We start from the raw sequence: 24,983 nt of genomic DNA, 5'->3' as shown, positions 1-24,983 counted from the left end.
GAATTAGTTCCCTCCTTGCAGCACGTTCATCATGCCTTTGATTTGCCCACCCAGCGCGGTCAGCCCCATTTGATACTTGAGGCTGTTGTCTGCAAATTGCGTGCGCTCCCGGTCCATATCCACCGTGTTGCCATCAAGAGATGGCTGGTCAGGAATACGGTAGAGCAGCTCCGTAGACGGCGAAGAAACGGTCTGGGCCGGAATGTGTTGTGCAGAGGTCAGCGTCAACGAAACGCCGCCGGTTTCTTCCCGTCCTCGCACCATGACTTTTTTTAATTCACTGGCGAAATCAAGGTCGCGCGCCTGGTACCCCGGCGTGTCGGCATTGGCAATGTTGGCCGCCAATATTTCCTGGCGTTGGGCGCGCAAATTCAGCGCTTCCTGTTGAAAACGTAAGGCGGCGTCGAGCTTATCGAGCATATCTCCTCCGCAAATGACAAAATTCAGCCGACAGCTTAAATCCCATTACGCGCGCGTTATCGCCGGAATAAACGCAAAATGCGTCGCTATTTGTTGCGTTGATGACTGCGTCACACAGGTAAAATCCTGCCACTACCTGAAAAAGCGCGAGGTTTTGATGCAAACGTTTAAACGTGGAATAGTCGTGGCAGCACTGCTGTTCAGCCCTATGACGCTGGCGCAAGACCTGAATTCGCAGCTAACGGCATGGTTTTCCCAGCGCCTGGCCGGATTTAGCGATGAGGTGGTGGTCACTATCCGAACGTCGCCAAACTTATTGCCGAGCTGTGAGCAACCGGCATTAAGCGTGTCAGGTAGCGCGAAACTGTGGGGTAATGTGAATGTGCTGGCTCGCTGTGCCAACGAAAAACGTTATCTGCAGGTAAACGTCCAGGCGACGGGAAACTACGTAGTAGCCGCCGCGCCTGTAGCGCGAGGTAGCACCCTGACCCCAGCCAGCGTAACGCTGAAACGTGGTCGACTGGACCAACTACCGCCGCGCGCGGTGCTGGATATGAGTCAGGTGCAGGATGCTGTGAGCCTGCGCGATCTGGTCCCGGGCCAACCGATACAGCTTTCGATGTTGCGCCAGGCATGGCGGATCAAGGCCGGTCAGCGCGTGCTGGTTATTGCCAACGGAGATGGCTTTCGGGTTAATGCCGAAGGTAAAGCGCTGAACAACGCCGCTGTCGCACAGAATGCGCGAGTGCGGATGATTTCAGGCCAGGTGGTGAGCGGCGTCGTCGATTCTGATGGGAATATTCTTATTAACCTATAATAGGTTAAAGATTTTTTAGCGTGTGCCGATAGATAAACAACCAATGATTACAGCGGGCCGCTATAGCGTAACCCCTCGATGAGGAAAAATAAAATGAGCATTGATCGTACCTCACCATTGAAGCCAGTAAGCACCGTTCAGCCGCGTGAAACCAGCGATGCGCCGGTACAAAAAGCGCAGAAGGAAAAAACCACCGCGACCACCAGCACCAGCGTCATGCTGAGCGACGCCCAGGCCAAACTGATGCAGCCCGGCACCAATGACATCAATATGGAACGCGTGGAAGCACTGAAAACCGCAATCCGTAACGGTGAATTGAAAATGGATACCGGAAAAATTGCCGACTCGCTGATTCGCGAGGCGCAGAGCTACCTACAGAGTAAATAAAGTATGACTCGTTTGTCAGAAATACTTGACCAGATGACGACCGTCCTCAATGACCTGAAAACGGTAATGGATGCTGAACAGCAGCAGCTTTCCGCAGGCCATATCAACGGCAGCCAGCTACAGCGTATTACAGAAGAAAAAAGCTCTTTGCTGGCGACCCTTGATTATCTTGAGCAACAGCGCCGCCTGGAGCATGACGCCACGCGCAGCGCCAATGATGAGATTGCTGAACGCTGGCAGACTATCACCAAGAAAACACAGCACTTACGCGACCTCAACCAGCACAATGGTTGGCTGCTGGAAGGGCAGATCGAGCGTAATCAACAAGCAATACAAGTGCTGAAACCGCACCAGGAACCGGCGTTGTATGGCGCAAACGGTCAAACTTCAGCTGCGCACCGCGGCGGGAAAAAATTCTCTATCTGATGCAAGCCTGATAACGTTTTGCTTATCAGGCCTACACTTTTTGTAGGCCGGATACGGCGTTATGCCGCCATCCGGCATTGATTCTTTATGCCGTCCGGCGCACAAACTCTTTTACTTTAAAGCCCAGCACAGCGAGTGCTGCGAAGTAAGCAGCAATACCTGCCACCACGACCGCCATCAGACGCAGCAGGCGCCACAACATCGTTCCCTGCGACCAATCTGGCATGATGTAAAGCATCCCTACCAGTGCCGCCGACATCACCAGCACAGAAATCACCAGTCGCGTCAGGAACCAGGCCCAACCCGGCTGTGGAGTAAAGATTTTCTGCTTACGCAACTGCCAGTACAGCAGTGAAGCGTTCAGACACGCCGCCAGACCAATCGACAGCGACAGCCCGGCATGCTTTAACGGCCCGATAAACGCCAGGTTCATCACCTGGGTCATAATCAGCGTCACAATGGCAATCTTCACTGGCGTTTTTATATCCTGGCGCGAGTAAAAGCCCGGAGCCAACACTTTCACCACGATCAAACCAATCAAACCTACCGAATACGCCACCAGCGCACGCTGGGTCATCGCGGCATCAAAGGCAGTAAATTTACCGTACTGGAACAGAGACACCGTCAGTGGTTTGGCCAGAATACCCAACGCTACGGCACTCGGTAATGCCAACAGGAAACACAAGCGCAGGCCCCAGTCCATCAGGCGACAATACTCATCATGATTACCGCTGGAAAAGCTTTTTGACAGCGATGGCAGCAGGATAGTCCCCAGCGCTACGCCAAGCACACCGGACGGAAACTCCATCAGACGGTCGGCATAGTACATCCACGAAACTGAGCCAGAGGCCAGAAACGAGGCGAAAATCGTATTGATGATTAGTGAAATCTGGCTGACTGATACCCCAAGGATCGCCGGGCCCATCTGCTTGACGACGCGCATCGCCCCCGCATCGCGGAAGTTCACACGCGGCAGTACCAGCATGCCAATTTTCTTCAGATGCGGAAGCTGATAAATCAGCTGTAGCACGCCACCCACGGTAACGGCCCACGCCAGCGCCAGCACTGGCGGATGAAAATAAGGGGCCGCAAACAGCGCGAAACCGATCATGCTGATATTCAGAAAAGTCGGGGCAAACGCAGGAATAGAAAAGCGGTTCCAGGTGTTAAGGATCGCACCAACCAGTGAGGCCAGTGAAATCAGTAGAATATAGGGAAAAGTGATCCGCAGCAGTTGAGTGGTCAGCGCAAATTTATCCGCTGTGTCGGCAAACCCCGGCGCGGTAACTAAAATCACCCATGGCGCAGCCAACATCCCGGCTACCGTCACCACAGCCAGCGCCAGCGTCAACAGTCCGGAAACGTAGGCAACAAACACGCGGGTAGCATCTTCCCCCTGCTTGCTTTTGTACTCAGCAAGAATCGGCACAAACGCCTGCGAAAATGCGCCTTCGGCAAAAATTCGGCGTAGCAGGTTAGGAAGTTTGAATGCCACAAAAAAGGCATCTGTCGCCATCCCTGCACCAAAGATTCTGGCGACAATCGCATCACGCGCAAAACCCAGCACTCGTGAAAACATCGTCATCGAGCTGACGGCTGCCAGCGACTTTAATAAATTCATCTATGTTGTATTCCAGACTCTGAGGCAAAACCCCGACAAACCTGCCCGTAGGTCGGATAAGGCATTCTCGCCGCCATCCGACACTTTTGCTGCGCCTGATGGCGACACCGTAGCGCCTTATCAGGCCGACAAATCAGCCTATGGTTGAAAAGAGGTGTTATTTTGAGTGGGCATATAGTACCTGGATTACAATGAATTACTACCGCCAGATGTTACAGGGGGTTATTCAGCCATCGCCTCCCGCCACAGCTTTTCAACAACACGCTGGGCCAGTAGCGCCTGCTCACCTGCCGTCTGGGGAACCGTCTGATTTTGCACGCACTCAATGAAATGACGCGCACATCCGGCAAAACCACGCTGTTCTAAGGTCGTTTGCCAGCCCGCTATCGGCTTATGAACAACACCTTGCCCACGCTCTTCCCGCCATTCCCGCATATCAGTTACGTCAATCAGGCCACCGTCCGTCACCGCCTGCACGCTTTCGCGCTGGCTACCGGCACGGCGATGCATACTGGTCGTTATCTGCATTTGACCGGTAGAAAAATGGTGCTCGGCGTAAAGCATCGCACCAGATTCATTGGTCAGCAGCGTGCCGTTATTTAACTGCGCCTGCCCTCCCGCCAGCCACAATGCGGTATCGACTACGTGCAGATAGTCGTCCAGCAAAGTGAAACGCAGATCGTGCAGCCCAACGCTATCCGTACGGTGCTTATCCATACGTACAGACGCGGCGGTGCTCAACTGGGTTTTGAGATCCTGGTACAGCGGTGCAAACCGGCGGTTAAACCCGACCATCAGCGTGAGTTTTTTCCGCGCGGCCAGTTCCACCAGTTGCTCAGCCTCACGCAGGTTTTCCGCCAGCGGCTTATCCACACACACGTGAACTCCGGCATTCAGCAATTCACTGACGACCGCATAGTGAGTCGCGGTGCTGGAATGGACGAAAACCGCGTCGCAGGTTTGCGCCAGATTCACCAGTGAATCCACGTAGGGTATCCGCCAGGTATCACAGATACGCAGTGCTTTATCGCGCGAAGGTGAAAAGGCGCCTTGCAGCGTCCAGTCTGCGGAGGTGCCCAGCACGGGTAGCCAGGCCTTTTGCGCAATACCGCCAAGGCCGACAACGCCGATACGTAATTTATTCACGTTAGTCTCCCAGGTGCGCCAGCAATGAATCAAGTCGCTGCTTAAGTTCTGCGACCTCCGTTTCCAGCATTTCCACGCGTGCCTGCAGATCACCGGAGGCTGCAGGGAGTTGATCTGCCGCGGCAATGGCTTCATCAACCTCACCGCAAAACAGGTGCATATAGCGACTTTCACGTTTGCCCGGCTCGCGCGCCAGGCGGATCACATAAGGCCCATCTTCCCGGGTTGCCAGATTTTCCAGTGTCGATTCCACTTCGGCCATATCGCTGAATTCGTACATACGGGATGCGCGACTACGCAATTCACCAGGCGTCTGAGCGCCCCTCAGCAGCAGTGTAGTGATTACGGCCACCTCTGCGGCACTGAGCTTCAGATTGCCAAATTCAGAGTTGCAGAAACGCTGCTCATATTTCGTAACGCGATTGCCAAAGCCGCTCACCGTGCGCAGAAAATGTCGCTTAACCAGGTTATCCAATTGCTCCTGCACGTCCGATTCCGACAGGTTCATCACCGGTTCACGATTCGTTTTTTGATTGCAGGCTGTTACGACTCCATTAACGGAGAGTGGGTACTGTTCCGGCGTTGTCACTTGTTTTTCTAATAAACAGCCAATCACTCGTGCTTCGGTGGCGGTTAATTCGTATTTCATCGTCTTCTCCATTAATCATGGCTGCATCTGAAACTTAGCGGCCGGGGGTCCATTCTGATGTGGTCAACGCCGTCAGCACGTGATCGCGCCACTGCCCGTCAATCAGCAGGTAGTCTTTGGCATAGCCTTCTTTTTCAAAACCCAGTCGCGCCAACAGGTCACCGCTGCGCTTATTATGTGGCATGTAGTTAGCCATAATGCGGTGAATATGCTGCGTGCGCTGCATATAACGGATGGCCGAAGTTAAGGCTTCATACATTAGCCCCTGCCCCTGCCATTTCTGCGCAATGGAGTAGCCGAGATAACAGGCATGGAAGGATCCCCGCACCACGTTTGAGAAGTTCGCAACGCCGATAATCTCTTTTTCGTCCGGATCGAGCAGCGCAAAATAATAGGCAGTGCCCTGTTTATGAAACTCAGAGATCATGCCGAGACGCGCCTGCCAGCCGGACGGATAGCAGTGGCTTTCATCGCGAATAGGTTCCCAGGGTTTTAAGAAATGACGATTTTCTGCGTAATAATCTGCCAGACGCCAGGCATCACGCTCATGCACTAAACGCACGACCAGGCGGTCCGTGGTTAAGCGCACTTTTGGCACGTTACTGCGATAGCCAAACATTCTATACCTACTCCTTCCCGTAACGTCTTCAATACGCTATTCGCATTACTATACCTGTGCGAATACACCCTGTGAAAAGAGCAAAATGCCATTTTTTGAATTATTCACACATTTTGATGAAAACTCTCTATCAAGACGGACTTTTGATAAAAAAATATTGTCCCGCGAAGGGTGGGAAAAGCGATGACGACACCGCAGAATAGGAGGTGCTTATCTTTTAAACTCTATCCAGAGTGACGAGTTTTTCCCTGGAGGGGAAATGTCGCAAGTCTCGCAGGCAAGGAACCTGGGTAAATACTTCCTTCTCATCGATAATATGCTGGTCGTGCTGGGTTTCTTCGTCGTTTTCCCGCTGATCTCAATTCGTTTCGTCGACCAAATGGGCTGGGCCGCCGTGATGGTCGGTATCGCGCTTGGATTACGTCAATTTATCCAGCAGGGGTTGGGTATTTTCGGCGGTGCTATTGCTGACCGTTTCGGCGCCAAACCGATGATCGTCACCGGCATGCTGATGCGCGCAGCCGGGTTCGCCACCATGGGCATTGCGCATGAACCGTGGCTGCTGTGGTTTTCCTGCTTTCTTTCCGGGCTGGGTGGCACGCTGTTCGACCCTCCCCGTTCGGCGCTGGTAGTCAAGCTGATCCGCCCGGAAAAGCGCGGGCGTTTTTTCTCTATTCTGATGATGCAGGATAGCGCCGGGGCCGTGGTCGGCGCGTTACTCGGCAGTTGGTTATTGCAATACGATTTCCGTCTGGTATGTGCCACCGGCGCAATTTTGTTCGTTCTGTGCGCGGCGTTTAACGCCTGGCTGCTCCCGGCATGGAAGCTGTCGACGGTGAAAATTCCGGTGCGCGAAGGGATGAGCCACGTGATGCATGACAAGCGCTTTGTCACCTATGTGCTGACGCTGGCGGGCTATTACATGCTGGCGGTACAGGTGATGCTGATGCTGCCCATCATGGTGAACGACATCGCTGGCTCACCAGCCGCCGTGAAATGGATGTATGCCATTGAGGCATGTCTCTCTTTAACGCTGCTGTACCCGATTGCCCGCTGGAGTGAAAAACGCTTTCGCCTTGAACATCGCCTGATGGCGGGCCTGCTGGTGATGTCTCTAAGTATGATGCCCATTGGCCTGGTCGGGAATTTACAGCAGTTGTTCACCCTGATCTGCACGTTCTATATTGGCTCGATCATCGCCGAACCGGCGCGTGAAACTCTGAGCGCCTCGCTGGCGAATGCGCGGGCCAGAGGAAGCTATATGGGCTTCAGCCGACTGGGACTCGCCATCGGCGGCGCAATTGGCTATGTCGGCGGCGGCTGGCTGTTTGACATGGGCAAGGCCCTGGCACAGCCTGAGCTGCCCTGGATGATGCTCGGTATTATTGGCTTCATCACCTTCCTGGCGCTGGGCTGGCAATTCAGTCTCAAACGCCCAACGCGAGGTATGTTGGAGCCAGACGCCTGATAGCCGAACCTGCGTCCGGGCGCTTTTCAGTTTTTTCTGCTGGCGTCCGGGGCGCTGGTACTCGATGATGCTTTGTGTCACGATTACGCCACATGCATCATGTTGAGGAACCCCATGAAAAAGTTTTTTTTTGCCGCTGCACTGATTGTCAGCGGCCTGTTGGTTGGTTGTAATCAACTCACGCAATACACGGTTAGCGAGCAAGAAATTAATCAAGCCCTGGCAAAGCATAATAACTTTTCAAAAGACATCGGTTTGCCCGGCGTTGCTGAAGCACATATCGTACTGAATAATCTCGCCAGCCAGATTGGTCGTGAAGAGCCAAACAAAGTCACCCTGACCGGCGATGCCAACCTGGACATGAACTCCCTGTTTGGCAGTCAGAAAGCGACCATGAAGCTGAAGCTGAAAGCCTTACCGGTTTTCAATAAAGAAAAAGGCGCGATTTATCTGCAAGAGATGGAAGTCGTCGACGCCACCGTCACGCCAGAGAAAATGCAGTCAGTACTGCAAACGCTGATGCCGTATTTAAATCAGTCGCTGCGTAACTATTTCAACCAGCAACCAGCGTACATTCTGAAGGAAGACAGCAGCCAGGGTGAAGCGCTGGCGAAAAAACTGGCGAAAGGTATTGAGGTGAAACCGGGTGAAATCATCATCCCGTTCACCGACTAATGAAACTGAGGGCGCTGATGCGCCCTTTTTTTTCGTGCAAACGAAAACGTTTCCGCTTATCCTTTGTTTCCGGCAAAAAAGACTATCCTCAGCCGGAGCATATTGATGACTGCACCATCCCAGGTTTTAAAGATCCGCCGCCCAGACGACTGGCATCTTCACTTTCGCGATGGCGACATGTTAAAAACTGTCGTGCCCTATACCAGTGAAGTTTATGGCCGTGCCATTGTCATGCCGAACCTGGTACCGCCCGTCACCACGGTTGACGCGGCTATCGCTTATCGCCAGCGCATTCTTGACGCGGTACCTGCCGGACACGACTTCACGCCATTAATGACCTGCTACTTAACGGATACGCTGGATCCCAACGAGCTGGAACGTGGATTCAACGAAGGCGTATTCACCGCGGCAAAACTCTATCCAGCCAATGCCACCACCAACTCGACGCATGGCGTAACCTCTATTGACGCCATCATGCCGGTGCTGGAGCGGATGGAAAAATTGGGTATGCCACTGCTGGTGCACGGCGAAGTCACCCATGCAGATATCGATATTTTCGATCGCGAAGCGCGCTTTATTGAAACGGTGATGGAGCCGCTGCGTCAGCGTTTGACCTCGCTGAAAGTGGTGTTCGAGCATATCACCACCAAAGATGCTGCCGAATACGTGCGTGATGGTAACGAACTTTTGGCTGCGACCATTACGCCACAGCACCTGATGTTTAACCGCAACCACATGCTGGTTGGCGGGATTCGCCCTCACCTGTATTGCCTGCCGATCCTCAAACGTAACGTCCACCAACAGGCGCTGCGTGAACTAGTTGCCAGCGGGTTTAAGCGCGCATTCCTCGGTACCGACTCAGCGCCGCACGCGCGTCATCGCAAAGAGTCAAGCTGTGGTTGTGCGGGCTGTTTTAATGCACCGACCGCGCTGGGCAGTTATGCCACCGTGTTTGAAGAGATGAATGCGCTGGACCATTTCGAAGCCTTCTGCTCACTCAACGGCCCACAGTTCTATGGCTTGCCGGTAAATGAGACCTTTATTGAGCTGGAACGCATGGAGCACCTGGTTCCTGAGAGCATTGCACTGGAAGACGATACGCTGGTGCCTTTCCTGGGTGGCGAAACGGTACGTTGGTCAGTAAAAAGCTAAAAAAAGTGTAGCCAACTGATGCGAATAACTGTATAAATAAACAGTATATTCCACAGGGGGCTACTATGCGTATTGAAGTCACTATTGCCAAAACTTCACCTTTACCTGCCGGTGCAATTGACGCACTGGCTGGTGAACTCTCCCGCCGTATTCAGCACCATTTTCCGGATAACGAAGGTAACGTTACCGTCCGTTATGCCGGCGCAAACAATTTGTCGGTTATTGGCGCGACTAAAGAGGACAAAGAACGCATCAGCGAGATCCTACAGGAAACCTGGGAAAGCGCGGATGACTGGTTCATCAACGAATAAATAATGATATGCAGTGATGTTTGTTTGCCGGGTCGCCCCGGCTTTTTTATACACACTATCCTGTAATCAATCGCGCATTTCTTCTGACGAGTATTTAATTTAATATTAACCCACCGATTATCTTTTAACCAAAACAACAAAATAATTGTGCAACATACTAAAAAAAAATGAATAACATGTTGGTTTCTTAGTCAGATAACGCTGAAAACAAAAAATTTATGCCCTTCCCTCTTTAAATTTTCAATGAATACCCTTATTTATTGATATACTGAAGTTGCTTCAGAAAAAAACGCATTGAACCTCGAAAACCGTTGTCTAGTAACACGAATTAGGGGGCATGATGGAAAAGAATAATGAAGTCATTCAGACTCATCCGCTTGTAGGGTGGGACATCAGCACTGTTGATAGCTACGATGCGCTGATGCTGCGTTTGCACTACCAGACCCCGAATCGCCCTGACCCGGATGGGACTGAAGTTGGTCAAACGCTCTGGTTAACCACTGATGTTGCCAGGCAATTTATTTCGATATTAGAAGCAGGAATCGCCAAAATTGAATCTGGCGATTACCAGGTAAATGAGTATCAGCGACATTAAACCTGATACATCCAGCCATCAAAAGGCACCTTAACGGTGCCTTTCTTATTTCCAGGTTGAATATTCCGGGTCAGTTATTTAACCTGCTACTATCGCGATTGCAGAGAGAAGCGGATGAAATACGACTTAATCATTATTGGCAGCGGTTCAGTAGGCGCCGCAGCTGGATACTATGCCACTCGTGCCGGTCTGAAGGTTCTGATGATCGATGCACATATGCCTCCTCATCAGCAGGGCAGCCACCACGGCGACACTCGATTAATTCGTCATGCTTATGGCGAAGGTGAAAAATACGTTCCGCTGGTACTACGTGCGCAAACATTGTGGGATGAACTGTCCACCCATAATGAAGAACCGATTTTTGTTCGCTCCGGTGTTATCAACCTCGGTCCGGCAGAGTCCACCTTCTTAGCGACTGCAGCGCAAAGCGCCAAACAGTGGCAACTCAACGTTGAACAACTGGATGCGGCAGCCATCATGGCGCGCTGGCCGGAGATTCGTGTACCTGACAACTATATCGGTCTGTTTGAAGCGGAGTCCGGTTTTTTACGCAGTGAGTTAGCAATTAAAACCTGGATCCGTCTGGCGGAAGAAGCAGGCTGTGCGCAACTGTTTAAATGCCCGGTCAGCGCAATTCATCACGGTGATGATGGCATCACGGTAGAAACGGCTGACGGTGACTACCACGCGAAAAAAGCAGTGATCAGCGCCGGTACCTGGGTGCAGGCTTTAGTCCCTGAACTACCGATACAACCGGTGCGCAAAGTGTTCGCCTGGTATCAGGCCGATGGGCGCTACAGCGTTAAGAATAACTTCCCAGCCTTCACCGGCGAGCTGCCAAATGGTGATCAATACTACGGTTTCCCGGCAGAAAACGACGAACTGAAAATTGGTAAGCACAACGGCGGACAAGTCATTCACTCTGCTGATGAGCGTAAGCCATTTGCCGCTGTAGCCAGCGATGGTTCTGAAGCCTTCCCATTCCTGCGCACAATTCTGCCGGGCGTTGGCTGCTGCCTGCACGGCGCGTCCTGCACTTACGATAATTCACCGGATGAAGACTTTATTATCGATACTCTGCCAGCGCACGACAACACGCTAATCATTACCGGGCTGAGCGGACATGGCTTTAAGTTTGCCTCTGTTCTGGGAGAGATTGCGGCAAACTTCGCTCAGGACAAACCGTCTGACTTTGACCTGACCCCCTTCAGGCTAAGCCGTTTTAAGTGATAATAAATGAATGGCCTCGATGATGAGGCCATTTTTAATGACAGGAATAACGTTAATGCGCCGTATCTTTCACTATCTTGTTAATAATATTCGCGAGCATCTTATGCTCTACATTATTTTATGGTCGCTGCTGGCCATTATGGATGTAATATATATTATGTTTTTCTGATTCCTGCGCGCTGACAATAATTGACAAAAATTGAAATTATCTTAATTTTCATTGCAATAAACTGAACAATAATAAAAATCATAACCACCCATAAACCAAGCATTATCACCTACTCTCACACTAATCCCTTGATGATTAATTCAATAATCAGTCAACTTTACTGAACAAAAAATAAATATCATCACCATTGTTATTTATTAGTTGCATTAATGTCTTTTACACGCCATTTTCATTCACTTCTGAAATATCAATCGGTGTGCTTATGCAATTCAAAAATAGTTCACAGCGCTATGGCGTAGTGTCAGCCACATTACATTGGCTGGTTGCGATTGCTGTATATGGCATGTTCGCCTTGGGCTTATGGATGGTCACGCTTAGCTACTATGACGGCTGGTATCACCAGGCCCCTGAACTGCATAAAAGCATCGGCATCCTACTCATGATGGGACTGGTTATCCGCGTTATCTGGCGGTTGTTCTCCCCTCCGCCTGCTGCGTTGGCAAGCTACTCCCGTTTAACCCGCATCGCAGCGGCAATGGGTCACCTCGCTCTTTATTTGCTGCTCTTTTCAATTGTCATCAGCGGATATCTAATTTCCACCGCAGATGGCAAAGCGATAAGCGTCTTTGGTTGGTTCGACATTCCAGCCACCGTTGCCAACGCAGGTGCTCAGGCCGACCTCGCCGGTAGCTTGCACCTGTGGCTTGCGTGGACCGTGGTGATTTTATCCCTACTGCACGGACTGATGGCCCTGAAACATCACTTTATTGATAACGACGATACCCTCAATCGCATGTTGGGAAAATCGTCATCTGACTATGGAGCTTAAAATGAAAAAAAACCTGCTGGGACTTACACTCGCCTCTCTGTTATTCACCACCGGGTCGGCCGTGGCGGCAGATTACAAAATTGACAAGGAAGGACAGCATGCCTTTGTTAATTTCCGTATTCAGCATCTGGGTTACAGCTGGCTGTACGGCACATTTAAAGATTTCGACGGTACGTTTACCTTTGATGAGAAAAATCCCGCAGCCGATAAGGTTAACGTAACCATCAACACCAACAGTGTTGACACTAATCACGCCGAACGTGACAAGCATCTGCGCAGCGCAGATTTCCTTAACGTAGCGAAATTCCCGCAGGCGACCTTCAGCTCCACCAGCGTGAAGAAAGAAGGTAATGACCTGGATATCACCGGTAATTTAACCCTGAACGGCGTTACCAAACCGGTTACGCTGGACGCGAAGCTCATCGGCCAGGGCGGCGATCCTTGGGGCGGTACGCGCGCTGGTTTTGAAGCGCAAGGTAAGATTAAGCTGAAGGATTTCAACATTACCACCGATCTCGGTCCGGCGTCGCAGGAAGTCGATCTGATCATCTCAGTGGAAGGTGTGCAACAGAAGTAACGCATGAATGGCCGGATGGGGCTCAAGCCACCATCCGGCATAGCGACTATTGCGCAGGGTCTGGAATACCCAGTTTGGTATTCAGGTGACCACGTGATTTATTAAAGATTTTATTGCCATTTTCACGCCCAGCGCGACGACGCCGTTGTTCCTCTTCCGGCAACTCACTCTCTTCGCTACACAGCTCGCTACAGCAGCCATTATATTTCTGCGCACAAGCCGGGCACTGAATAAACAACAGATGGCAGCCATCATTTTTGCAATTAGTATGGCTATCGCACGCCGTGCCGCACTGATGGCAATGTGCGATAACATCTTCAGAGATTCTTTCGCCCATGCGCTCATCAAAGACAAAGTTTTTACCGATAAAACGCACCGGAAGTCCCTGCTCACGCGCCTTGCGGGCATACTCAATAATACCGCCCTCAATGTGCCAGACTTTGCTAAATCCATTGTGTTTCATCCAGGCGCTAGCTTTCTCACAGCGGATCCCACCCGTGCAGTACATCACGATTTTTTTATCTTTATGCGCCTGCATCATTTCAACAGCTTTCGGCAACTGATCGCGGAATGTGTCTGCCGGGATCTCCAGCGCATTCTCGAAGTGACCCACCTCATATTCATAATGGTTGCGCATATCAATGAATACCGCTTCAGGATCGTCAAGCATGGCATTCACCTCTGCTGCCTTGAGATAATCCCCCACGTTGCTGGCGTCAAAGTCTGGATCGTCAATACCATCCGCCACGATACGTTCACGGACTTTCATACGCAGTACCCAGAACGATTTACCGTCATCATCCAGCGCAATATTCAGACGTAAATCGTTCAATGCAGGATCAAACGCATAGAGTTGCTGGCGAAATGCCTCGACGTTGCTTTGCGGTACGCTGATTTGCGCGTTAATTCCTTCATGGGCAAGATATACTCGCCCGAAGACGTTCAATGCGGTGAACATCTGGTACAGTGCATCACGTGTGTGCTGAGGATTGGCAATGGTGAAATATTTATAGAATGAGATCGTCGTACGCGGCTCGGTCTCGGCCAGCATTTTGGCTTTGAGGGCGTCGTTCGAAATGCGGTTGTGTAACACTGGCATGGTGTACGTATCCTGCAAATAGGGAATAAATGAAAATCGGCGGCATAATAAAGCAAACATCGCCAATTTACATCCACACATTTTACGCTACATTTCATACTTCACTATAAAGTTGCAACAACAATTGCGGAATTAATCACCGTTCTCCCGTCACAAATTTTTGATACGCGCGAAAAAATGCGACAATACAGGGAATTGGTCGTTTGAAGACAGGATAGACATGACGAATTTACCCAAGTTTTCGGCTGCGTTACTGCATCCACGTTATTGGTTAACCTGGCTGGGTATTGGCATCCTTTGGTTAATCGTGCAGTTACCCTACCCCATCCTCTTTAAGTTGGGCTGTGCATTAGGTCGACTGGCGCTACGTTTGATGAAACGTCGGGCAAAAATTGTTTCCCGAAATCTGGAACTGTGCTTCCCGCAGATGAGTGAGCAGGAACGCCAGCAGATGGTCGTCAAGAACTTCGAATCCGTGGGCATGGGCGTAATGGAAACCGGGATGGCCTGGTTTTGGTCCGATAAGCGTATTTCACGCTGGACTGAAGTGATCGGGATGGAACATATCCGTGACGTTCAGGCGCAAAAACGCGGGATCCTGTTAGTGGGTCTGCACTTTCTGACTCTGGAACTGGGTGCGCGTCAGTTTGGTTTGCAGGAACCGGGTATTGGTGTGTATCGCCCTAACGACAACCCGCTTCTCGACTGGCTACAAACCTGGGGCCGTATGCGCTCGAATAAATCAATGCTCGATCGTAAAGACCTGAAAGGGATGATTAAAGCGTTGAAAAAGGGCGAAGTGGTCTGGTACGCGCCGGATCACGATTACGGCCCTCGTGCCAGTGTGTTTGTACCACTTTTTGCCGTTGAACAAGCCGCAACAACCTCTGGGACCTGGATGCTTTCGCGCATGTCCAATGCCTGCCTGGTACCGTTTGTTCCTCGCCGCAAACCTGACGGTAAAGGCTATCAATTGATTATGCTGCCTCCGGAGTGTTCACCGCCTTTGGACGACGCAGAGACCACTGCCGCGTGGATGAACAAAATTGTTGAGCAATGCATCATGATGGCACCAGAGCAGTATATGTGGCTGCATCGTCGCTTCAAGACGCGCCCTGAAGGTTCTCCTTCCCTGTACTAAAACACTGTTGCAGTCCTGTGGGCTGCAACACCTTCCCTGCCTGCTTTAGGTTTAACTGCTATCCGCATTGCAGCAATTATCTACCAGGCGCATAATTAGCCTGCTTACTTATATTCAATCGATAGCGCAAACAGCGCGCCACACTGCGGAACGCTATGTCACCCTCAGATGCTCCCATAAACTGGAAACGCAACCTCACTGTTGCCTGGTTAGGTTGTTTTTTAACCGGCGCAGCATTTAGCCTGGTCATGCCCTTTTTGCCCCTTTACGTCGAAAGTCTCGGCGTCACGGGACATAGCGCACTGAATATGTGGTCAGGCCTGGTCTTCAGCATCACCTTTCTTTTTTCCGCCATCGCCTCTCCTTTCTGGGGTGGCCTTGCCGATCGCAAGGGGCGAAAAATCATGCTGCTACGATCTGCGTTGGGTATGGCTGTTGTGATGCTGCTGATGGGACTGGCGCAAAATATCTGGCAGTTCTTGATCCTGCGCGCCTTGTTGGGGCTGCTTGGTGGATTCATCCCCAATGCGAATGCACTGATCGCCACCCAGGTTCCACGCAATAAAAGCGGCTGGGCACTGGGAACGCTTTCCACCGGTGGCGTTAGTGGCGCACTGCTCGGGCCGCTAGCGGGCGGCCTCCTCGCGGATCAGTACGGACTGCGTCCCGTATTTTTCATCACCGCCAGCGTGCTGTTGGTCTGCTTCATCCTGACGCTATTTTTTATCCGCGAGCGTTTCCAGCCGGTGAGCAAGAAGGAAATGCTGCACATTCGTGAAGTCGTGGCCTCTTTAAGGAACCCCAAACTGGTGCTGAGCCTGTTTGTCACCACTTTGATCATTCAGGTAGCCACCGGTTCTATCGCGCCAATACTGACACTGTACGTTCGAGAGTTGGCTGGTAACGTCAGCAATATTGCGTTTATCAGTGGGATGATAGCCTCTGTCCCCGGCGTTGCGGCATTAATCAGCGCCCCTAAACTTGGCAAATTAGGCGATCGGATTGGCCCGGAGAAGATCCTGATCGTCGCGCTGATCGTTTCCGTGTTACTGCTAATTCCAATGTCATTTGTCCAGACGCCCTGGCAGCTTGGTATTCTGCGCTTTATATTGGGGGCGGCCGACGGCGCTCTGCTCCCGGCGGTACAAACGCTGCTGGTCTATAACTCGACTAATCAAATAGCTGGACGTATTTTCAGTTATAACCAGTCATTTCGCGACATTGGTAACGTAACAGGACCTCTAATGGGGGCAGCGATATCCGCCAACTACGGTTTTCGTGCTGTATTCTGTGTGACCGCAGGAGTCGTACTGTTCAACGCCCTGTACTCGTGGAATAGCCTGCGCCGTCGTCGGAGTACAGAGGTCGTGGGATGATTTATATATTTATATTCGCAGGTTCAGAATAAAAATTTATCTCACATGACATATATTTCAGTCTTAATGATAATAGTAACACACTTTATTTCTGCCAGAATTTTTGGCTTCATACAAAGCGGCATCAGCATATGAAACAACTTTATCCGCTGATTCATCATCAATTTTACTGCAATATACACCGATACTTATCGTCATTTTTTCTTTTAAATCATATGAATTTGGTATTGTCGTACCATTTTCCACATTTCGCCTAATTCGTTCTGCAACAACAATTGCCTCATCTTTATCGTTACACTTAAGAAGGATCGCAAATTCTTCGCCACCGACTCTGGCAAAAATATCCGTATCTCTGATTGATTTATTGATAATATCGACAATGCTGATTATTACTCTGTCACCTTCCTGATGACCGTAGGTATCGTTAATCCGTTTGAATTTATCAATATCCAGAACCATTACACACACTGCACCTTTTGCTAATGATGCTTTTAATGACTTATAGAATAGTTTACGATTATATATTTTAGTCATTGCATCTTTAATAGCTGAATCCGTTTCTTTTTTTAAGATGATGAAGGTGTTGTACATCAGTATTGAGATTATACACAGGGCACTTATCACCTCAATTCCCCGGCTAACATACCAAATATACATGCTATATTCATCCAGGCTCAGAAGTAGTACATTGGTCAATATTGCTGAGCAACACAGTAGCCCTATACTTTTCCACAAGATGTTGTGCGTTCTGGTTTTAATGATTAAATACAACAGGACCAGCCCCCAGGATATAATAAGCGAATAAATGTACCCAATGTGCCAGTGCACCGTGACATTATCAGGCTTCAGGCTTGTTATCTCGAGTGTAAAATTAGGGTTGTAACTGGCCAGAGTGTGCGCCATCACCGCGATAACAAGCATGATTAAAAAAGACAGAACGATATAGCAAGGTTCTCTTTCTTTGGTTTCAATAACTGTCGAGGATATTTTATAAGATTTCAATGAAACAAATAGCAGAGCGATGAAACTAATCTGCCGAAAGTAATAAAATATAGCTATATCGTTAGTTCTTTTTTCGATTGATGCATGATCATTAATCAAGTCCTGAACAATGTAGATAGTCTCGACGAAAAATATGTTATTGCCAAGAAACGCCATGCCTAATATCATGAGGCAGGTGAGATCTTTTCTACAAAGATACTGAAATAACATAAACAGGAAAATTATTCCATATAAAAAGAACAACCCTACAATTATAATCAGATATACTGTTTGCGGGACACTTTGCATCGTTAATTTAAATTGTGTAAGACACAAACCGCCAAGAACATAGCTAGCCAAACAGATTATATAGAAAGCCATTAACCTTCCATTATTTGAATTATAGTTATCCATAACAACCTTAAGGTAATTCTTAATTTTGCATTTTATATAATAAAGCATAAGATTTTGCAAACTATTATACCCGCACAATTTCAATAACATTAATTCATTTCTTATTTAATGGTTTCTTATAGATTTATAACCTTTGTCATTAATAATCTTTTATTATGTATACTATTCCAGTATCACTCGCACCATTCACAACCCCTATACGCAAAAGACACTTTGTCACTTCCAGAGACACCACTAAGTTTAGCCACTTTCATTGATTACCTCTGCAACACTTCCGTATTGGGCATTAATTTTCTCCTTTATTTTGATTGAGTTATGCAATATTAATTCATAAACGTTCGCATTCCCCCTCTAAAACACATAAAAATCGGTGTTTAAAACTGAAGATTTTCTAATATAACGCCAACTTTTATTTATTTGATTTTCATTACTGCATTGCAAACCACATACATTACTCTTTTTTCTTGAATTTTTTTCCTGATATTACGTCGGCTTCAGTATCTGCCAATGTAAATTTTTTCATAAACTACCGAGGTTACTTTCACCTGCTCTCGTTGGCATTGCAGGCAGTAATCATCTGATTGAGTTAGCCACGCAGCTAACGGGTTTGACGCTCTGCGGATCGCCGTCTATAGATTGAATCATCCCCCTTTATTGTTCGCCTTAGGAGAAGAAAAATGGCAAAGAATGACATGAATTTTTATGCCACGTTGGAAGAGGCTATTGATGCGGCTCGTGAAGTGTTTCTGGCTGATAACCCTGACCTTGAGTCAGACGATGCCAGCGTTCAACAGCTAAGCATCCAAAAATACGTGCTACAGGATGGCGACATTATGTGGCAGGCGGAATTCTTTGCTGACGAGGATGATGTAGATGGTGAATGTCTACCAATGCTGAGCGGAGAAGCGGCTCAGAGCGTTTTTGATGGCGACTATGATGAAATTGAAATTCGCCAGGAGTGGCAGGAAGAAAATACGCTTCACGAATGGGATGAAGGTGAATTCCAGCTGGAACCTCCCCTTGATACCGAAGAGGGGCAGACCGCAGCCGATGAATGGGATGAGCGATAGTTACTCGTAAGGTCCATGATGAATATCGAGCGGGAGCAGCAACGTATCAAACACTAGCGAAAAAGGCAGATCGAGGATCGTGACGTAGCGCCATGCCGAGTCCCGAACATCCCATTGCACGCCAGGATAGTATTGATTTCCGTGTCCTTGCCCTGGGATGGTACGACTAATAATGCTGCCGCATCCGCTCAGGAAGAAGATCATTATTCCTACAGCCAATATTCGCACCTGCTACCTCACGACTCATTCTATTCAATATAAAAAAATACCGGCACCAGGCCGGTATTTTCACGTTACAGAACGCTTATTTTTTCCTGAGCGCCAACGGGTTCAGAGTCAATCCCTGATAGTAGTTCACCCACGAAGAATACTTATCAGGTGAATTCCAGACGCGATAATGTAAACGTGCCATGGTCACCGGATCGCTCAACAATACAAGGCGGCGATCGCGATTCAGTTTCTCCGGCGTTTCGTTCAGCGCCTGTTCCACATGGCGATCGCGTGCAATCTCCAGCACGTTGCTGGCGCGGTGGCGTGCAGTCGCCATGGCCGTGGCCAGTGCGTTAAACGACGGGTTAAACACCGCATGCATAAAGCCATCGTCCAGCGTACGTTTACGGTTCATCACCAGATAAGTATCGGTATCCACCAGCACCTGCGGCGGGGAATACTCTTCCGGGATCAGGAACAGCTTCCAGCGCTTGGTACGTAACCCCACCGTGGAACGGCTGGAAATCACTGAAACAAACGGCGACAGGATCAGCGAGAAGACAATCGGTGCCAGCCAGAACAGGAAACGCAGATCCAGCCAGGCCATACCCACAGCCCACACCAGCCCCAACAGTAACTGAGAACCGTGACGCATAAACGCTTCACCCCATGGGGTGGAATCGTCATCGCGCTGCGGCGAATTCCACACCACTTCCCAACCGAGGAAAGCGCTCACGACGAAGACGGTATGGAACAGCATGCGCACCGGTGCCAGCAGCACGGAGAACAGAACCTCCAGCAGCAGCGACAGCGTAACGCGGATGAACCCACCGTACTCTTTCGTCCCTTTACACCAGATGAGCAAAATACTCAGCAACTTCGGCAGGAACAACAGCACCATCGTTGAAGCAAACAGCGCGATCGCCAGTTCAGGTCGCCATTGCGGCCATACCGGGAATAGCTGACGCGGTTGCAGGAAGTACTGCGGTTCCGTCAACGCATGTACCACCTGCAATGCGGTAGAGAGCGCGAGGAACATAAACCACAGCGGCGCGGACAGATAGGACATCACACCAGTCAGGAACACCGCACGGTGAACCGGGTGCATCCCCTTAACCAGGAACAGACGGAAGTTCATCAGGTTGCCGTGGCACCAGCGACGGTCACGCTTGAGTTCATCCAGCAGGTTCGGCGGTAGCTCTTCATAAGAGCCCGGTAGATCGTAGGCAATCCACACGCCCCAGCCAGCGCGACGCATCAAGGCCGCTTCCACGAAGTCATGGGAGAGAATCGATCCCGCAAACGAACCTTCGCCCGGTAACGGCGCGAGCGCACAGTGCTCGATAAACGGCTTCACGCGGATAATTGCGTTGTGGCCCCAGTAGTGTGATTCGCCTAACTGCCAGAAGTGAAGCCCGGCAGTAAACAGCGGCCCATAAACACGGGTCGCAAACTGTTGGCAGCGCGCATACAGCGTATCCATACCGGAAGCCTTCGGTGAAGACTGGATAATCCCGGCATTCGGATTCGCTTCCATCAGGCGCACCAGGCCGCTCAGACAGTCACCGCTCATCACTGAATCCGCATCCAGCACAACCATGTAGCTGTACTGATTTCCCCAGCGACGGCAGAAGTCATCAATGTTGCCGCTTTTACGCTTCACGCGACGACGACGACGGCGGTAGAAAATCTGTCCTTCGCCCTGCACTTCGGCAATCAGCTCCATCCAAGCTTTTTGTTCTGCCACGCAGATATCAGGATTGTAGCTGTCGCTCAGAATGTAAACATCGAAATGCTCAGCGTTGCCCGTTGCTTTGACCGACTCCCACGTGGCGCGAAGTCCCGCGAATACGCGATCAACGTCCTCGTTACAGATAGGCATAATCAACGCCGTACGGTGTTCAGGATTCAACGGTTCATCCCCGACCGTTGAGGCCGAGATACTGTACTTATCCCGTCCAATCAGCAATTGCAGGAAGCCCATCAGCGCGGTCCAGAATCCCGCTGATACCCAACAGAAAAGTACGGCAAACAAAATAAGAATGCCGGTCTGGAGCATGTAGGGCAGCAGTTGCATAAAGGAGACCCACAAATCCTGCCCCATCATGTCTGCAGGATTAATGAATGCCCACCCCTGATAAGGAAGGATCGTCTTCATATACCAGGTTGCAACGACCGTTTGCGCCAGCGTTAAGATCAACAGCGTATAGCGGCGGATGGTGCCTACGGTACGCCATTTTTGCTCGCTCTCTTGTTCTTCTTTCGTCAAACGCGAAAGATAACGCGGAGTCACATCGCGCCCACGCAGACGATCCCAAAAACGGCCAACCGGGTTGGTACGCCAGGGATCGGGGAACATAGAGGTACGCGTTGCTTTTGGCATCGCCTGTAGCTGATCGCGCCCCTCATCGTCCTTAACCAACTGCTCTTTAGCCAGAGAATCCGGCCATGCTTGCTCAAGACGAGCTTTTACAGAACCCTGCGGTGAATCATCTTCGCGCGAGTACGTACGATGCTCAGCATCCAGCGCCTGATGAACGGCGCGGATGTCAGTTTTCGGCAGTGCCGCTTTTTCGATATCCGAAAGCGGCATTGCGTCAATATACTCAGTTGTCTTATTCATTGGCAGGTAACTGGTAGCTCCAGGTTTCACTCAGCGTCTGATCTGCATTGACCAGGGCAGCACGCATTTCAGTGGTTTTCTTCACGTCTTTCACTTTCACGCGCAATACCAAACGCCAACCTTTAGTGACCGGGTTGTAGCGCACGGTGTTTTCAACGATTTCACCGTTGTCACCAATACTGGTTTGTGCAGTAACCGGCGTATCCTGCGGCAGCTTTTTCATATCGGTGCCGGAAAAGTCCACCACAAACGCGATGGTACCGTCAGGCTGACGAATGAGATTGGACTGTTTAACATCACCGGTAGAACGACGTGTCTGCTGTACCCAGGCGTTATCAGGCGCATGAAGCTTGTCTTCATCACGCGTGAACGTCAGGGTATATTTAAAGTTCATTTCTTTACCGGCTTCAGGCAGCTGATCCGGGGTCCAGTACGCAACGATGTTATCGTTCGTTTCATCGTTAGTTGGAATTTCAACTAACTCAATCTTACCTTTGCCCCAATCGCCTTTTGGCGTGATCCAGGCGCTCGGGCGCAGATCGTAACGATCGTCGATGTCTTCAAAACGCGAGAACTGACGGCCACGCTGCAACAGACCGAAACCTTGCGGATTTTCCATAGCAAAGCTGCTCACCGCGAGATGTTTCGGGTTATTCAGCGGACGCCAAATCCATTCGCCGTTACCAGCGTGGATGGACAAACCGTTAGAGTCATGCAGTTCTGGACGATAGTTAGTCGTCGGAGAAGGCTGGTTCGGTCCATACAGGAACATACTGGTTAACGGTGCCACGCCAAGTTTGCCTACTTTGTCGCGCAGATAAACTTTGGACTGAACATCGACTACCGTGTCACGACCAGGAATGATGACAAAGCGATACGCTCCTGTAGCACGCGGAGAATCCAGTAAGGCATAAATAGTTAGACGTTTATCAGTTGGTTTCGGACGCTCGATCCAAAACTCACGAAAGCGGGGAAATTCTTCACCAGAAGGCAGAGCGGTATCAATCGCGAGACCGCGCGCAGAAAGGCCGTAGACCTGGCCTGCACCCAGAACACGGAAATAGCTGGCACCGAGCATGCTGACGATTTCGTCGTTTTTATCTTTGCTGTTGATCGGATACAGCACTTTGAACCCGGCGAAACCGAGATCTTTTACCGTGTCTTTATCATGCTGAACATCGCCGAAATTAAAGTAATCCGGGCTGTATTTGATTCTTTTCACCGCAGTAGCGGTCACTTCGTTGATTTTGACCGGCGTGTCGAAGTACATACCCTGGTGGTAGAACTCGAGCTTAAATGGGGTCTTGAGATTGCTCCAGTAGGCTTTATCGCGATTAAACTGGATCTGCTGATAATCCGCATATTTCATGTCGCGGAAAACGGAGGGCAAGTTACTTTTTGGCGCCTCATAGCCTTTATCGGCTAAGGATTGAGCTTGTTTTGCAACATCATCAATGCTGAATGCCCAGCTTGATGATGTGTACAGCGTTAACATGACTGCTGCACCCAACCAACGCATTTTCATCATTTGTAGTTTATGTTTCATAATTAGTAAGCACTTCCCCCTTTGTGTGCTTATATTGATCCGATCCATTTTAATGGATAATCGGGTATTCCGACAACTGAATCCCTGTATTGTTCGCGCGCTGGCTCATGGTTTAAGCAGGTTCGTCTGCCTGTTTTCACTTTGCGTGCTTATCCTGGAGACAGGTTGTTAGACTTCGTGTAGGGTTGCCCTCGAATGTAACCATTATTCGTCTTAGGGATAAGACGAAAAGTCTGAGAATACATAACTGTCTATGAGCTCTGTATCACCACCACGCGAATATTTTCTTGACTCCATCCGTGCCTGGCTAATGTTGTTAGGGATCCCGTTTCATATTTCATTGATCTACTCCACCCACACATGGCACGTGAACAGCGCAGAACCATCGTGGTGGTTGACCTTGTTCAATGACTTTATCCATGCTTTTCGCATGCAAGTCTTCTTTGTCATTTCGGGTTATTTTTCCTACATGCTATTTCTACGCTATCCGATAAAGCGCTGGTGGAAAGTGCGTGTAGAACGCGTGGGGATCCCTATGCTGACTGCGATTCCGCTGCTTACACTGCCGCAATTTATCATGCTGCAATACGTGAAAGGCAAAGCAGACAGCTGGCATACCCTCAGCGGCTACGATAAATACAACGCGCTGGCCTGGGAGCTGATTTCCCATCTGTGGTTTTTACTGGTTCTCGTGGTGTTAACAACCCTGAGCATGTGGGTGTTTACCCAGATGAAACACAGATTGACGCAAAGCGACGTCGGCAGCGCGCCTTCGGTGTCAATGACGAAGTTAACGCTGATTTTTGCAGTGCTGGGTTTCGGTTATGCCGCCGTCAGAAGGACGATTTTCATCCTCTACCCTTCGATTCTCAGCGATGGCATGTTTAATTTTATCGTTATGCAAACGTTGTTTTATGTGCCTTTCTTTATGCTCGGTGCGCTTGCGTTTATCAATCCTAATCTGAAAGCGCTGTTTACCACGCCATCGCGCGGCTGCACGCTGGGCGCCGCATGCGCATTTGTCGCCTATCTGCTCAATCAACGTTACGGCAACGGCGATGCCTGGATGTATGAAACCGAATATGTTATTACCATGGTCATGGGCCTGTGGATGGTGAACGTCGTCTTTTCACTTGGTCACCGTTTGCTGAATTTCCAGTCAGCCCGCGTGACCTATTTTGTCAACGCATCTCTGTTTATCTATCTGGTGCATCATCCGTTAACGCTGTTTTTTGGCGCTTACATCACACCGCATATCAAGTCGAATCTGCTGGGTTTTCTCTGCGGTCTGCTGTTTGTGGTCGGGATTGCGGTAATACTGTACGAAATCCATTTACGGATCCCGGTGCTGAAGTTTCTCTTTTCGGGTAAACCAGCCGTCAGGCAGGATAAAAACAAGGCCGTGGCCGGTTAGTTTTCTTGCATTGAATGG

General features: G+C 50.0%; 26 protein-coding genes. 16 read left to right on the top strand and 10 right to left on the bottom strand.

Features of this window, described 5'->3' with window-relative positions:
- Positions 1–3: 3 nt before the first annotated feature.
- Positions 4–420: a flagellar basal body rod protein FlgB gene (gene flgB, locus WN16_RS12595; protein WP_003846806.1), complete on the bottom strand. Its 417-nt coding sequence runs from the start codon at positions 418–420 to the stop codon at positions 4–6.
- Positions 421–577: 157 nt separating this feature from the next.
- Here flgB and flgA point away from each other — a divergent pair, with 157 nt between their 5' ends.
- The 3 genes from flgA (at position 578) to flgN (ending at position 2,050) form a co-directional block, all read left to right on the top strand.
- A complete protein-coding gene (gene flgA, locus WN16_RS12590; protein WP_003036186.1) occupies positions 578–1,237 on the top strand; it encodes a flagellar basal body P-ring formation chaperone FlgA in 660 nt (219 codons plus the stop codon).
- A gap of 93 nt (positions 1,238–1,330) precedes the next feature.
- Positions 1,331–1,624: a flagellar biosynthesis anti-sigma factor FlgM gene (flgM, locus tag WN16_RS12585; RefSeq protein ID WP_003036183.1), complete on the top strand. Its 294-nt coding sequence runs from the start codon at positions 1,331–1,333 to the stop codon at positions 1,622–1,624.
- 3 nt (positions 1,625–1,627) lie between these two features.
- On the top strand, positions 1,628–2,050 hold the full coding sequence (gene flgN, locus WN16_RS12580) for a flagella biosynthesis chaperone FlgN (RefSeq protein ID WP_003036178.1): 423 nt from the start codon (positions 1,628–1,630) through the stop codon (positions 2,048–2,050).
- An 85-nt stretch (positions 2,051–2,135) separates the two neighbouring features.
- On the opposite strand, the gene murJ is transcribed toward flgN, so the two are convergent.
- The 4 genes from murJ to rimJ form a co-directional block, all read right to left on the bottom strand.
- Positions 2,136–3,671, bottom strand: a complete 1,536-nt coding sequence (gene murJ, locus WN16_RS12575) for a murein biosynthesis integral membrane protein MurJ (RefSeq protein WP_047412118.1) — start codon at positions 3,669–3,671, stop codon at positions 2,136–2,138.
- A gap of 222 nt (positions 3,672–3,893) precedes the next feature.
- Positions 3,894–4,817: a Gfo/Idh/MocA family oxidoreductase gene (locus tag WN16_RS12570; RefSeq protein ID WP_044700692.1), complete on the bottom strand. Its 924-nt coding sequence runs from the start codon at positions 4,815–4,817 to the stop codon at positions 3,894–3,896.
- Between the two features lies 1 nt (position 4,818).
- Entirely contained in the window at positions 4,819–5,466 is a 648-nt protein-coding gene (locus WN16_RS12565) for a YceH family protein (RefSeq protein ID WP_003836771.1), read from the bottom strand.
- 34 nt (positions 5,467–5,500) lie between these two features.
- Positions 5,501–6,085 (bottom strand): ribosomal protein S5-alanine N-acetyltransferase, encoded by a 585-nt coding sequence (gene rimJ / locus WN16_RS12560; RefSeq protein ID WP_016149925.1) that lies wholly within the window; start codon positions 6,083–6,085, stop codon positions 5,501–5,503.
- A 259-nt stretch (positions 6,086–6,344) separates the two neighbouring features.
- Here rimJ and mdtH point away from each other — a divergent pair, with 259 nt between their 5' ends.
- From mdtH to WN16_RS12515, 9 genes are all read left to right on the top strand, one after another.
- On the top strand, positions 6,345–7,553 hold the full coding sequence (gene mdtH / locus WN16_RS12555; protein ID WP_003036166.1) for a multidrug efflux MFS transporter MdtH: 1,209 nt from the start codon (positions 6,345–6,347) through the stop codon (positions 7,551–7,553).
- Between the two features lie 114 nt (positions 7,554–7,667).
- Positions 7,668–8,228, top strand: a complete 561-nt coding sequence (locus tag WN16_RS12550) for a lipoprotein (protein WP_003836774.1) — start codon at positions 7,668–7,670, stop codon at positions 8,226–8,228.
- Between the two features lie 105 nt (positions 8,229–8,333).
- Entirely contained in the window at positions 8,334–9,380 is a 1,047-nt protein-coding gene (gene pyrC, locus WN16_RS12545; protein WP_003036160.1) for a dihydroorotase, read from the top strand.
- A gap of 65 nt (positions 9,381–9,445) precedes the next feature.
- The gene (gene dinI, locus WN16_RS12540; protein ID WP_003036157.1) at positions 9,446–9,691 is read left to right on the top strand and encodes a DNA damage-inducible protein I; all 246 of its coding nucleotides are present in this window, start codon (positions 9,446–9,448) and stop codon (positions 9,689–9,691) included.
- A 340-nt stretch (positions 9,692–10,031) separates the two neighbouring features.
- A complete protein-coding gene (bssS, locus tag WN16_RS12535; RefSeq protein ID WP_003036154.1) occupies positions 10,032–10,286 on the top strand; it encodes a biofilm formation regulator BssS in 255 nt (84 codons plus the stop codon).
- A gap of 114 nt (positions 10,287–10,400) precedes the next feature.
- Positions 10,401–11,516, top strand: a complete 1,116-nt coding sequence (solA, locus tag WN16_RS12530; protein ID WP_003836779.1) for an N-methyl-L-tryptophan oxidase — start codon at positions 10,401–10,403, stop codon at positions 11,514–11,516.
- Between the two features lie 55 nt (positions 11,517–11,571).
- Positions 11,572–11,685 carry a YceO family protein gene (locus WN16_RS12525; RefSeq protein WP_003036148.1) on the top strand — a complete coding sequence of 38 codons (114 nt, stop codon included), beginning with the start codon at positions 11,572–11,574 and terminating at the stop codon, positions 11,683–11,685.
- A 262-nt stretch (positions 11,686–11,947) separates the two neighbouring features.
- Positions 11,948–12,514, top strand: coding sequence for a cytochrome b (locus WN16_RS12520; protein WP_044700695.1), 567 nt, complete (start codon positions 11,948–11,950; stop codon positions 12,512–12,514).
- Position 12,515: 1 nt separating this feature from the next.
- Complete coding sequence (locus WN16_RS12515; RefSeq protein ID WP_003832130.1) at positions 12,516–13,091, top strand: YceI family protein; 576 nt, start codon at positions 12,516–12,518, stop codon at positions 13,089–13,091.
- Positions 13,092–13,137: 46 nt separating this feature from the next.
- On the opposite strand, the gene WN16_RS12510 is transcribed toward WN16_RS12515, so the two are convergent.
- Positions 13,138–14,190, bottom strand: a complete 1,053-nt coding sequence (locus tag WN16_RS12510) for a rhodanese-related sulfurtransferase (RefSeq protein ID WP_044700698.1) — start codon at positions 14,188–14,190, stop codon at positions 13,138–13,140.
- 220 nt (positions 14,191–14,410) lie between these two features.
- On the opposite strand from WN16_RS12510, the gene WN16_RS12505 reads away from it, so the two are divergent.
- Both WN16_RS12505 and mdtG read left to right on the top strand, forming a co-directional pair.
- On the top strand, positions 14,411–15,331 hold the full coding sequence (locus tag WN16_RS12505) for a Kdo(2)-lipid IV(A) acyltransferase (RefSeq protein WP_003036136.1): 921 nt from the start codon (positions 14,411–14,413) through the stop codon (positions 15,329–15,331).
- A gap of 155 nt (positions 15,332–15,486) precedes the next feature.
- Entirely contained in the window at positions 15,487–16,707 is a 1,221-nt protein-coding gene (gene mdtG / locus WN16_RS12500) for a multidrug efflux MFS transporter MdtG (RefSeq protein WP_044700699.1), read from the top strand.
- Positions 16,708–16,770: 63 nt separating this feature from the next.
- Here the strand turns inward: mdtG and WN16_RS12495 are convergent, their stop codons facing one another.
- Positions 16,771–18,102 carry a sensor domain-containing diguanylate cyclase gene (locus WN16_RS12495; protein ID WP_127663895.1) on the bottom strand — a complete coding sequence of 444 codons (1,332 nt, stop codon included), beginning with the start codon at positions 18,100–18,102 and terminating at the stop codon, positions 16,771–16,773.
- 692 nt (positions 18,103–18,794) lie between these two features.
- Between WN16_RS12495 and WN16_RS12490 the strand changes: the two genes are divergently transcribed.
- Positions 18,795–19,172 (top strand): MysB family protein, encoded by a 378-nt coding sequence (locus tag WN16_RS12490; RefSeq protein ID WP_032936472.1) that lies wholly within the window; start codon positions 18,795–18,797, stop codon positions 19,170–19,172.
- On the opposite strand, the gene WN16_RS12485 is transcribed toward WN16_RS12490, so the two are convergent.
- The 3 genes from WN16_RS12485 to mdoG all read right to left on the bottom strand — a co-directional run bounded on the left by WN16_RS12485 (position 19,173) and on the right by mdoG (position 23,533).
- A complete protein-coding gene (locus tag WN16_RS12485; RefSeq protein ID WP_003832117.1) occupies positions 19,173–19,400 on the bottom strand; it encodes a YceK/YidQ family lipoprotein in 228 nt (75 codons plus the stop codon).
- Between the two features lie 76 nt (positions 19,401–19,476).
- Entirely contained in the window at positions 19,477–22,005 is a 2,529-nt protein-coding gene (mdoH, locus tag WN16_RS12480; RefSeq protein WP_003036122.1) for a glucans biosynthesis glucosyltransferase MdoH, read from the bottom strand.
- On the bottom strand, positions 21,998–23,533 hold the full coding sequence (mdoG, locus tag WN16_RS12475) for a glucans biosynthesis protein MdoG (protein WP_003836790.1): 1,536 nt from the start codon (positions 23,531–23,533) through the stop codon (positions 21,998–22,000). Before mdoG ends, mdoH begins: the two co-directional genes overlap by 8 nt.
- Positions 23,534–23,804: 271 nt before the next feature.
- Between mdoG and mdoC the strand changes: the two genes are divergently transcribed.
- The gene (mdoC, locus tag WN16_RS12465) at positions 23,805–24,965 is read left to right on the top strand and encodes a glucans biosynthesis protein MdoC (RefSeq protein ID WP_032936227.1); all 1,161 of its coding nucleotides are present in this window, start codon (positions 23,805–23,807) and stop codon (positions 24,963–24,965) included.
- Positions 24,966–24,983: the final 18 nt, after the last annotated feature.

It is taken from the genome of Citrobacter sp. ABFQG, from assembly GCF_004322975.1.
GTDB classification, from domain to species: Bacteria; Pseudomonadota; Gammaproteobacteria; order Enterobacterales; family Enterobacteriaceae; genus Citrobacter; species Citrobacter freundii.
This window is presented reverse-complemented; position numbering and strand designations above follow the sequence as displayed.

Coding starts and splice junctions, on each gene's coding strand:
- flgB (WP_003846806.1), bottom strand. CDS start 420: ATGCTCGATAAGCTCGACGCCGCCTTACGTTTTCAACAGGAAGCGCTG.
- flgA (WP_003036186.1), top strand. CDS start 578: ATGCAAACGTTTAAACGTGGAATAGTCGTGGCAGCACTGCTGTTCAGC.
- flgM (WP_003036183.1), top strand. CDS start 1,331: ATGAGCATTGATCGTACCTCACCATTGAAGCCAGTAAGCACCGTTCAG.
- flgN (WP_003036178.1), top strand. CDS start 1,628: ATGACTCGTTTGTCAGAAATACTTGACCAGATGACGACCGTCCTCAAT.
- murJ (WP_047412118.1), bottom strand. CDS start 3,671: ATGAATTTATTAAAGTCGCTGGCAGCCGTCAGCTCGATGACGATGTTT.
- WN16_RS12565 (WP_003836771.1), bottom strand. CDS start 5,466: ATGAAATACGAATTAACCGCCACCGAAGCACGAGTGATTGGCTGTTTA.
- rimJ (WP_016149925.1), bottom strand. CDS start 6,085: ATGTTTGGCTATCGCAGTAACGTGCCAAAAGTGCGCTTAACCACGGAC.
- mdtH (WP_003036166.1), top strand. CDS start 6,345: ATGTCGCAAGTCTCGCAGGCAAGGAACCTGGGTAAATACTTCCTTCTC.
- WN16_RS12550 (WP_003836774.1), top strand. CDS start 7,668: ATGAAAAAGTTTTTTTTTGCCGCTGCACTGATTGTCAGCGGCCTGTTG.
- pyrC (WP_003036160.1), top strand. CDS start 8,334: ATGACTGCACCATCCCAGGTTTTAAAGATCCGCCGCCCAGACGACTGG.
- dinI (WP_003036157.1), top strand. CDS start 9,446: ATGCGTATTGAAGTCACTATTGCCAAAACTTCACCTTTACCTGCCGGT.
- bssS (WP_003036154.1), top strand. CDS start 10,032: ATGGAAAAGAATAATGAAGTCATTCAGACTCATCCGCTTGTAGGGTGG.
- solA (WP_003836779.1), top strand. CDS start 10,401: ATGAAATACGACTTAATCATTATTGGCAGCGGTTCAGTAGGCGCCGCA.
- WN16_RS12525 (WP_003036148.1), top strand. CDS start 11,572: ATGCGCCGTATCTTTCACTATCTTGTTAATAATATTCGCGAGCATCTT.
- WN16_RS12520 (WP_044700695.1), top strand. CDS start 11,948: ATGCAATTCAAAAATAGTTCACAGCGCTATGGCGTAGTGTCAGCCACA.
- WN16_RS12515 (WP_003832130.1), top strand. CDS start 12,516: ATGAAAAAAAACCTGCTGGGACTTACACTCGCCTCTCTGTTATTCACC.
- WN16_RS12510 (WP_044700698.1), bottom strand. CDS start 14,190: ATGCCAGTGTTACACAACCGCATTTCGAACGACGCCCTCAAAGCCAAA.
- WN16_RS12505 (WP_003036136.1), top strand. CDS start 14,411: ATGACGAATTTACCCAAGTTTTCGGCTGCGTTACTGCATCCACGTTAT.
- mdtG (WP_044700699.1), top strand. CDS start 15,487: ATGTCACCCTCAGATGCTCCCATAAACTGGAAACGCAACCTCACTGTT.
- WN16_RS12495 (WP_127663895.1), bottom strand. CDS start 18,102: ATGGATAACTATAATTCAAATAATGGAAGGTTAATGGCTTTCTATATA.
- WN16_RS12490 (WP_032936472.1), top strand. CDS start 18,795: ATGAATTTTTATGCCACGTTGGAAGAGGCTATTGATGCGGCTCGTGAA.
- mdoH (WP_003036122.1), bottom strand. CDS start 22,005: ATGAATAAGACAACTGAGTATATTGACGCAATGCCGCTTTCGGATATC.
- mdoG (WP_003836790.1), bottom strand. CDS start 23,533: ATGATGAAAATGCGTTGGTTGGGTGCAGCAGTCATGTTAACGCTGTAC.
- mdoC (WP_032936227.1), top strand. CDS start 23,805: ATGAGCTCTGTATCACCACCACGCGAATATTTTCTTGACTCCATCCGT.